Genomic DNA, 8947 nt, shown 5'->3' with positions numbered 1-8947 from the left:
TCGAGCAGCTCCTTGCTGTACGCCGCCAGCCGCTCAGCGCCGATGATGTAGCGCTCGGCGGTGCCGGTCGGCGTCGACGACCGCACCACGACGTACTCGATGTCGGGGTGGACCATGATCGCGAGGTTGCTCGGCAGGGTCCACGGCGTCGTGGTCCACACGAGCGCGATCTCGCCCGTCTCGAGCTTGCAGCCGACGGTCACCGCCGGGTCCTGGCGCATCTTGTAGACGTCGTCGTCCATGCGCAGCTCGTGGTTGGACAGCGGGGTCTCGTCGTTCCAGCAGTAGGGCAGCACGCGGAAGCCCTCGTAGATGAGGCCCTTCTCGTGCAGCTGCTTGAACGCCCACATCACCGACTCCATGAAGTCGGGGTTCATCGTCTTGTAGTCGTTCTCGAAGTCGACCCAGCGCGCCTGGCGGGTGACGTAGTCGCGCCACTCGCCGGTGTACTTCAGCACCGACTCGCGGCAGGCCTCGTTGAACTTCTCGACGCCGAGCTCGTGGATCTCGTCGGTGGTCTTCAGGCCGAGCTGGCGCATCGCCTCCAGCTCGGCGGGCAGGCCGTGGGTGTCCCAGCCGAACCGGCGCTCGACACGCTTGCCGCGCATCGTCTGGTAGCGCGGGATCAGGTCCTTGACGTAGCCGGTGAGCAGGTGGCCGTAGTGCGGCAGCCCGTTGGCGAAGGGCGGGCCGTCGTAGAAGACGAACTCACCGTCGACCTCGGCGTCGCGCTGGTCGATGCTCGCCTGGAAGGTGCCGTCGGCGTCCCAGTAGGACAGCACGGCCTCCTCGAGCGCGGGGAACCCCGGCTGGCTCGAGACGGTGGTCGCGTTGGTGTGCGAGACCTTCGGGTAGGTCATGGGGTGGCTCCTGCGCATCGTCGTCGGCTCGGACTGCTGCACGAGGACGACTGTTCGCCGCGGTACCACCTCGCTTGGTACGCCCTGCGGCGCACCCGCTCAAGAATCATGGCTGTGACGGGCCACCCGTCCGGTTCTACTGGGCTCCCCGCCGGCGTGCGAGGGGCTGTTCCTCCGGAGGCTCACCGCTGATGACGGCTCAGACGCCTGTGGCGCGATCGTACGGCGACGCGACGACGCGGCGCCAATCAGTTGGCCGCCCTCGCGGTAGTCCAGCGGCAGAAGGTCGCCGAACGGGCCGCGAGACAGCCCGTAGCCACTGGACTACATCGCCGCACCCCTCAGGCGGCCCGCCGATAGCGCAGGAACCTCTCCTGCTGCCAGGCGGCGAGCGCGCGCCGCTGCGCGACGGTCGTGGTCGGCGTCCACCATGCGGGGACCTCGACGGTCCACCGTGGAGCGCCCGTGCGCGCGAGGGCGCGCCCGCGGGCAGCCAACAGCCGGCTGGTGAAGTCGTCGAGGTCGCCCCAGTCGGCCGCCACCATGGTGACCGTCTCCAGTCCGAGATCGCGGAAGGCAGCCTCCCTCCTGAGGTCCTTGGCCATCGAACTCCCGGACACGTGGAGCGCCCCGTTGTACTCCCCCACCAGTCCCAGCACCGGGTCGATCAGGTCGGCCGTGCCGACGTGAACGCCCTCGAGGCTGAACACCGGCACGTTGCAGAGCGGTCGCGCAAGCCCCGCCCTCCTGGTCCAGACGCCCCGCATCGCCGTCTCCCGGGGCGACCAAGCGTTCTCCTCGCCCTCAGCCAGCGCGTCACGAGCCTGCTGGATCCCCGTCACCGGCCCCAGGGCGGCGGCGTGGGCACCGACCTCGGCGAGGCTGACCAGGTCGGAGTAGCAGGCCATGTCCAGCGCTTCGACCGCTCGGCCCAGCGATGCGGCGTACCTCATCTCGAAGACGACGGACCGCACCCGGCTCGTGATCGCAAGCCCGTCCACAGCGGCAATGTCGTACGGCGCCAGGAACTCCTGGCTCAGCCGTAGCCCGGGCTGCGGCGCCAAGTGCCGGCTGACGACGAGCGGCACGTCGCGGGGCTCGGTGCCGTCCGCCGTACCGTCGAACCAGACGCTGCCCTCCCAGCGCAGGGCTGCCCACCCCGTCACCGCTTCGCCCTCGCGCAGGACCCCTGCGGCCTCGACGGTCCGCTGCTCCGGGGTCAGTTCGACGCCGGCCGGCACGCGAAGGCCGTAGCTCGTGGTCCGCCACTTCGGCCCGCGAGCCTGCCCGCGTGTCGGACCGGCCGCCCCCGTCGGGTCGAGGCGAACAGGGTGGACGAGGCCCGGGCGGCGCTCGTGGAAGGGCTGTGGCTCGAACATGCGGGCACGCTTCCCCGATCCGGGTGCCCTCAGCGGTTGTCCACAGGGCGAACTTCCTCCTCGGTAGTCCAGGGGCAAACGGTCGTGGAAACGCTCACGGACCAGCCCGTTGGCACTGGACTACCCCGGCGCGGCCACTGGACCACCGGTTACGGCGGTCGATCCGGCCGGGCTCTCGAAGGGCGACTGCGCCTCCGCCCCCGACAGCGGGCGACTGCGTTTGCCGTCCGCGCCCGGAGACGATTGGCTGGGTCCATGGCGAACCCCGGGTATGACGGCATGTGGCTCCCGCAGGATCAGGACCCCCGGGCCGAGGCCGGCGCGACGCGCGGTGAACGCGACACCCTCGTGGGTTACCTCGAGGTGTATCGCACCACCCTCGAGCTGAAGTGCCAGGAGCTGACGCCCACCCAGCTCGGCACCCGCTCGGTGCCGCCGTCCAACATGTCGCTGCTCGGGCTGGTGCGGCACATGGCGCGCGTCGAGCAGAGCTGGTTCCGGCGGGTGATCGAGGACCAGATGGACATCGCGCGACTGTTCCAGGAGGAAGGGTCGGATGCCGGCTTCAACTGGCCGGGCGAGCCCGACGAGGCGCTGGTCGCCGAGGCGTGGGAGCTCTGGCGCGCCGAGGTGGTCCACGCCCGCGACGTTCTCCGCCAGACCGACCTCGACGCCGTCGTCGACGTGCACGGCGACCCCACCGAGGTGCGCGACATCATCGTGCACATGGTCGAGGAGTATGCGCGGCACTGCGGTCACGCGGACCTGATCCGCGAGTGCATTGACGGCCGCGCGGGCCAATGACGCGCTTGACTGCGGTCGCCGGGTTCGCCGTGCTCGCCCTGGCGACACCCACCTCGACGCCCACCGGGGCCGCGACGCCGGCCCCGACCACACCGAGGGTCGCAGCGCACGTGCAGACCATCGGGGACGGTACGGCGACGAGCTGCACGTCCGCAGCCGTCGTGCGTGCCGTACGCCGCGGCGGCGTGATCCGCTTCGACTGCGGCCCCGACCCGGTCGTCATAGTCATGCAGCAGACCGCCGAGGTGCTCAACACGAGCGAGCGCGTCGTGATCGACGGCGGTGGCCTGGTGACCCTCAGCGGCGGCGGCCAGCGACGGATCCTGCGCCAGGACACCTGCGACGAGACGCTGATCTGGACGACCGACCACTGCGACGACCAGGCGACGCCGCGCTTGGTGATCAGGCACCTCACCCTGCGCGACGGCAACGCCACCTCCCCCGACCTCGAGGCCGGCAGCGGCGGCGCGATCTCCGTGCGCGGCGGACGGCTGCGGATCGTGAACAGCCACTTCGTCGACAACCGGTGCGCGCCGACCGGGCCTGACGTCGGTGGCGCGGCCGTGCGCGTGCTCGACCAGTACCGCGATCGCCCAGTGACCGTCCGCGGCAGCACCTTCACCGGGGGCGTCTGCAGCAACGGCGGCGCGCTGTCCTCGATCGGGGTGTCGTGGGACATCGTCGACAGCATGTTCTCCGGCAACCGCGCGATCGGGCGCGGCGCCAACCCCGCAAGCTCCGGCACGCCCGGCGGCGGCAGCGGGGGCGCGATCTACGCCGACGGCAACACCTTCCACATCCGGCTGGCCGGCACCACGGTGATCCGCAACCGCGCCAACGAGGGCGGCGGCGCGATCTTCTTCGTCAGCAACGACCGCACGGGGACGCTGTCGATCGACTCCTCCGTGTTGAAGCGCAACCCGAGCCTCGGCTTCGAGAACTTCCCGGGCATCTTCTTCCTCGGCCGTGGTCGGCCGGCGTTCACCGACTCCGTCCTGCGATGAGGCTTTGCCGCGACCGACCGAGCACGAGGGCTGACGCCACCCTCCGTAGGCTTGGCGCGTGACCCATGCCAGCGGCTACGGCCTTGCCACTCTCGACGCCAACGACACCGTCCTGGACGTGTGGTTCCCCGCCCCCGCCCTGGGCGAGCACGACGGCAGCGCGGCTCCCGAGTCGCTGACCGCGCTGGCGGGCGAGGACGAGCTGTGCGGCGTACGCCGCGAGGTGCGACTCGTGGAGATCGCCGATCTGGACGCAGCGCCGGCCGACGCCGCCGATGTGTGGCTGCGCCTGCACTTGTTGTCCACGCGTCTCGTGCGGCCCCACACCATCTCGATGGACGGCGTCTTCGGGCTGCTGGCCAACGTCGTGTGGACGAGCGCCGGGCCCTGCGCGGTCGAGGGCTTCGAGGACACCCGGGCCCGTCTGCGCGGAGCCGGGCAGCACGTCACCGTCTTCGGCGTCGACAAGTTCCCGCGCCTGGTGGACTACGTCCTGCCCACCGGCGTCCGGATCGCCGATGCCGACCGCGTCCGCCTCGGCGCCCACCTGGCCGAGGGCACGACCGTCATGCACGAGGGCTTCGTCAACTTCAATGCCGGCACGCTCGGCGCCTCCATGATCGAGGGCCGTATCTCCGCGGGCGTGCTGGTCGGCGACGGGTCGGACGTGGGCGGTGGCGCCTCGATCATGGGCACCCTCTCGGGCGGCGGCAAGCAGACCATCTCCATCGGCGAACGGTGCCTGCTCGGCGCCAACGCCGGCATCGGCATATCGCTCGGCGACGACTGCGTCGTCGAGGCGGGCTGCTACGTCACGGCCGGCACCAAGGTCACGCTCCCGGCGGACGGCGGCAAGGTCGTCAAGGCGCTCGAGCTGTCCGGTGCCAGCAACGTGCTCTTCCGTCGCAACTCGGTGAGCGGCGCCATCGAGGCCGTGCCGTGGAAGGGCGAGGGCATCGCCCTCAACGCCGCCCTGCACGCCAACGACTGAGCCATGGGTAGACAGGTCCCAGCGGGCCGGACACGACCGACCCGCACACCTCGCCTGACCGGCCTCGGCAAGGCCGTCGCCCTGGGCGCCGCCGGCGTGCTGGTCTTCGTGGGCGTGGGCGTCCTGGTCGACCGGGGCGTCGGCCCGTTGATGCCGTCCGGTGGCTGCACCGCAGAGGTCAGCGGGCTCACCGTCGAACTGACGCAGGAGCAGGCCGAGAACGCGGCCCTGATCGCGGGCATCTCCATCCAGCGAGGACTCCCCGCCCGCGCCGCGAGCATCGCGCTCGCCACCGCCTACCAGGAATCGAAGATCCTCAACATCGAGCACGGCGACCGTGACTCGGTCGGGCTGTTCCAGCAGCGGCCCTCACAGGGCTGGGGCACCGTCGAGGAGATCCTCGATCCCGTCCATGCCACGCACGCGTTCTACGACGCCCTCGTCAAGATCGACGGCTACGAGACGATGGAGATCACCGAGGCCGCCCAGGCCGTGCAGCGATCCGCCTACCCGGAGGCGTACGCCGACCATGAGGCCGATGCCCGAGCCCTCGCCTCCGCGTTCACCGGAAACAGTCCGCGGGCCTTCTGGTGCGAGACGCCCGGCGACGCCGTCGCGGCGAGCGACCGGCTCGACGACGACGGACTGGTCGAGCGCGCTGCGATTGTGCGCGAGGAGGTGGAGTCGGTGTTCGGCACCCTGTCCCTGGGCGGCTTCGAGCCGGGTGGCGTGTCCACGGGTCACATGAAGGGCTCGGCGCACTACGAGGGCCGCGCGATCGACATCTTCGTGCGTCCGATCAACGCTGACAACCGCAAGCGCGGCTGGGCGATCGCGACCTACCTGATTGCGCAGGCGGACCGCCTCTCGATCAACACCCTCATCTTCGACGACCGGATCTGGCACGCCGGCTCGCGTTCGGGCGACGGCTGGACCAACTACGACGTGCCTGCGTCGTCGGGCGGAGACAGGGCGATCCTCGAGCACCGGGACCACGTGCACGTCGACGTCTCCGACTAGACCGGCCACCCCCCAATCGGGTAAGTGCGCGGCCGATGGAGGGAGGTTGACCCGTGGTGGCGCCTAGCCTGCAGCATGATGAGTTCGACGATCTACACCATCGGCACGTCGCTGACTCGGGCCCACGACAACGAGATCCCCGTCGAGGTGCTCGTCGACGGCCACTGGCTCCACGGTGACGTCAGCGCGGTCGACGGTCATGGTGTCGTCCTGCACTGCCACGACGGTGGTCTGGCGATGATCCGCGTCGAGCGCATCGATGTGGTGCTGGTGCGGCAGACCGAGGCGTTCGAGAGCCGCGACGAGGTCGAGTCCGGCGCCCACCCCATGCCGGCCGCGGGGACCGACCGGCATGACAGCGGCCCGCACCTCATGCGGCCCCGCGCCTCGATCGAGGCGCAGTGGGGCCAGCGCGACTCGTTGGACTGACCACCCCGTGCTGGGGCTCAGCCTGCCAACGTCAACCCGATCAGGGTGACGTTGAGGGCACAGATGACCGCGGCCACGACGGCCGCGACACACGTGGTGAGCCGTCGGTTGACCAGCGCACCCATCACGTCTCGTCGCGCCGTCAGCAGGACGAGCGGGATGAGGGCGAACGGGATACCGAACGACAGGACCACCTGGGAGATGACCAGGGCCCGGGTCGGGTCGACCCCCGCTGCGATCACGACGAGGGCCGGCGCCAGCGTCACGAGGCGGCGTAGCACGAGGGGTATCCGTCGACGCAGGAAGCCCTGCATCACCACCTGGCCGGCGTAGGTCCCAACACCTGAGGCGGCAAAGCCGGAGGCCAGCAGGGCCAGCGCGAACAGCAGTGCGGCGCTGGGCCCGAGGGTAGCGGCGAGACCGGCGTGTGCCTCCTCGATCGTGTCCACAGGCTGCGGCAGTGTCGCAAGCGCCTGGGCCGCGACCACCAGCATGGCCAGGTTGATCAGTCCCGCCAGGCTCATCGCCGAGACCACGTCGACGCGCTGGCTGCGCAGGAGGCCCAACCGCTGCTCCTCGGTGTCACGCGCGTAGCGACTCTGCGTGAGCGCTCCGTGCAGGTAGATGACGTGCGGCATGACGGTCGCGCCGAGCATCCCGGTGGCGAGAAGCACGGTCTCGGTGCCCTCGAAGCGGGGCACGAGCCCCGTCGCTGCCGCGCCCGGGTCCACCCCTCCCAGGAGCAGGTTGTAGAGGAAGCCGATGAGCACGACGAGCAGCAACCCGGTGATGGCCACTTCGAAGGGACGGGCACCGCGGCTCTGCAGGCCGAGCAGCCCGAACGCGACCACGGCGGTGATCACGCCGCCGGTGAGCAGCGGGAGGTCGAACAGGAGGTGCAGCGCGATCGCGCCACCCAGCACCTCGGCCAGGTCCGTCGCGATCGCCACCAGCTCCGCCTGGGCCCACAGCCCGCGGGTGACCGGCCGCGGGAAGTGGTCGCGGCACAGCTCCGGCAGGCTCCGGCCGGTGGCGATGCCGGCCTTGGCCGAGAGGTACTGGATCAGCATGGCCATCAGGTTGCTCACCACGAGGACCCAGATCAGGAGATAGCCGAACCGTGAGCCGGCGGTGATGTTGGTGGCGAAGTTCCCGGGGTCGATGTAGGCAACGGCCGCGACGAAGGCGGGGCCCAGGAGTGGCAGTGGCCCCCGGACGTAGGCGACGCCGACGAAGCGCTTCTTTTCCTGGAAGATGGCCTGGCCTCCTGCTCGACGTGGTGCTACGGGCCGGCTGTGGGGTCGATGACGTCAAGCCGGACGAGCTTGTCCAGCTCGGCTCGCGTGGTGCCCTCGAGCCGCGCCAGGACCTCCTTCTGCTGCGCTTCGATGCGGTCGTTGACCAGCTGACTCAGGGCGTAGGCGATCGCGCCCGTCTGGCGCACGGTGAGGTCGTCGACCACGGGTTGCCGGGCGGAGGTGATCGCCACCCCGTTGGCGGCCCCTTGCGCGTCCTGGGCGACGCCGACGGAGAAGATCTCGCGGGGGTTGATCACCGGGTCCGCGTGGTGATCGCGCAGCCGCATCAGCATGTGGTGCCACTCCACGAGGTCGCCCTCCAGGTTCGTCGCTGCGAGGTCTTCCTCGGTCAGCGCGGAACCCGTGCCGGGCGCGAAGGCGCGTGCATAACTGAGCATCGCCGTGGTCCAGAGTGCCTCGACGACGACTTCGTCGTGCTGTGCCGCCAGGGCGGCGACCAGTCGCTCACAGCACAGCAGCACCATCTGCAGGTCCTCGAAGGTGCCCGCGAGCTCGGTCAGGACCTGCGCTTCGGCGCCCTCCAGGCGGCGTACGACGGGAGGCGGCGCGGAAGGCGCGGAGGATGTCGGCGGTGCTCCGTTCGATGACATCGGCTGCGGTCACCCGACCGACGGCCCGAGCCCGAGCGACTGCGGCGTGCTCGAGTCCGGCGACGGCTGGTGCAGACCTCCGTCGAGCTCCCCGAACTCGGTCATCAGCGCCCGGCTGCCGCCCCACGGTGTCTGTTCCTCGGCGATCAGCGTGTTGGTGGTGAGCAGCAGCCCGGCGACCGAGGCTCCGTTCTGCAGAGCCGATCGGGTCACCCGGAGCGGGTCGATGATGCCCATCTCGATCATGTTTCCGTAGCGGCCCTCGAGGGCGTCGAATCCCTCGTCGACCGCCAGCTTCGCCACCTCGGAAACCACCTCGTGGCCGGGGTAGCCGGCATTGGCGGCGATGAGATAGCACGGCTCGGTGAGCGCCCGACGCACGATGGCCACCCCCGTGGCGTAGTCATCCTTGACGTTCAGCTCATCCAGCGCCGGTGCCGCGTGCATCAGGGCCACTCCGCCACCGGCCACGATCCCCTCGGCCATGGCCGCCCGGGTCGCCGACAGGGCGTCCTCGACGCGATGCTGGAGCTCGGCCAGCTCGGCGTTGG

10 protein-coding genes are annotated in these 8947 nt (G+C 70.4%); 5 read left to right on the top strand and 5 right to left on the bottom strand.

From position 1 onward, the window contains the following. Both RMO85_RS01010 and RMO85_RS01005 read right to left on the bottom strand, forming a co-directional pair. A partial coding sequence (locus RMO85_RS01010) for a class I tRNA ligase family protein (protein WP_310525891.1) occupies positions 1-860 on the bottom strand: 860 nt, incomplete at its 3' end. A gap of 341 nt (positions 861-1201) precedes the next feature. Beyond that, positions 1202-2239, bottom strand: coding sequence for a hypothetical protein (locus RMO85_RS01005; RefSeq protein WP_310525890.1), 1038 nt, complete (start codon positions 2237-2239; stop codon positions 1202-1204). Between the two features lie 255 nt (positions 2240-2494). Here RMO85_RS01005 and RMO85_RS01000 point away from each other — a divergent pair, with 255 nt between their 5' ends. From RMO85_RS01000 to RMO85_RS00980, 5 genes are all read left to right on the top strand, one after another. Continuing rightward, complete coding sequence (locus tag RMO85_RS01000) at positions 2495-3043, top strand: DinB family protein (RefSeq protein WP_310525889.1); 549 nt, start codon at positions 2495-2497, stop codon at positions 3041-3043. Continuing rightward, the gene (locus RMO85_RS00995) at positions 3040-4047 is read left to right on the top strand and encodes a hypothetical protein (RefSeq protein WP_310525887.1); all 1008 of its coding nucleotides are present in this window, start codon (positions 3040-3042) and stop codon (positions 4045-4047) included. The genes RMO85_RS01000 and RMO85_RS00995 overlap by 4 nt, the downstream gene beginning before the upstream one ends. Positions 4048-4105: 58 nt before the next feature. Continuing rightward, positions 4106-5038, top strand: coding sequence for a 2,3,4,5-tetrahydropyridine-2,6-dicarboxylate N-succinyltransferase (gene dapD / locus RMO85_RS00990; protein ID WP_310525885.1), 933 nt, complete (start codon positions 4106-4108; stop codon positions 5036-5038). A 3-nt stretch (positions 5039-5041) separates the two neighbouring features. Next, positions 5042-6058, top strand: a complete 1017-nt coding sequence (locus RMO85_RS00985) for a hypothetical protein (protein ID WP_310525884.1) — start codon at positions 5042-5044, stop codon at positions 6056-6058. Between the two features lie 78 nt (positions 6059-6136). Beyond that, positions 6137-6487: a hypothetical protein gene (locus RMO85_RS00980; RefSeq protein WP_310525882.1), complete on the top strand. Its 351-nt coding sequence runs from the start codon at positions 6137-6139 to the stop codon at positions 6485-6487. A gap of 17 nt (positions 6488-6504) precedes the next feature. Here RMO85_RS00980 and RMO85_RS00975 read toward each other — a convergent pair whose 3' ends face one another. The 3 genes from RMO85_RS00975 to RMO85_RS00965 all read right to left on the bottom strand — a co-directional run. Then, a complete protein-coding gene (locus RMO85_RS00975; RefSeq protein WP_310525892.1) occupies positions 6505-7692 on the bottom strand; it encodes an Nramp family divalent metal transporter in 1188 nt (395 codons plus the stop codon). A gap of 77 nt (positions 7693-7769) precedes the next feature. Beyond that, the gene (locus RMO85_RS00970) at positions 7770-8396 is read right to left on the bottom strand and encodes a hypothetical protein (RefSeq protein WP_310525881.1); all 627 of its coding nucleotides are present in this window, start codon (positions 8394-8396) and stop codon (positions 7770-7772) included. A 9-nt stretch (positions 8397-8405) separates the two neighbouring features. Continuing rightward, on the bottom strand, positions 8406-8947 hold a 542-nt coding region (locus tag RMO85_RS00965), incomplete at its 5' end, for a TCP-1/cpn60 chaperonin family protein (RefSeq protein WP_310525880.1).

Source organism: Nocardioides sp., assembly GCF_031422975.1.
In the GTDB taxonomy this organism is placed as follows: domain Bacteria; phylum Actinomycetota; class Actinomycetes; order Propionibacteriales; family Nocardioidaceae; genus Nocardioides.
The sequence above is the reverse complement of the archived record's forward strand: the minus strand, read 5'-3'. Positions and strand labels throughout refer to the sequence as shown.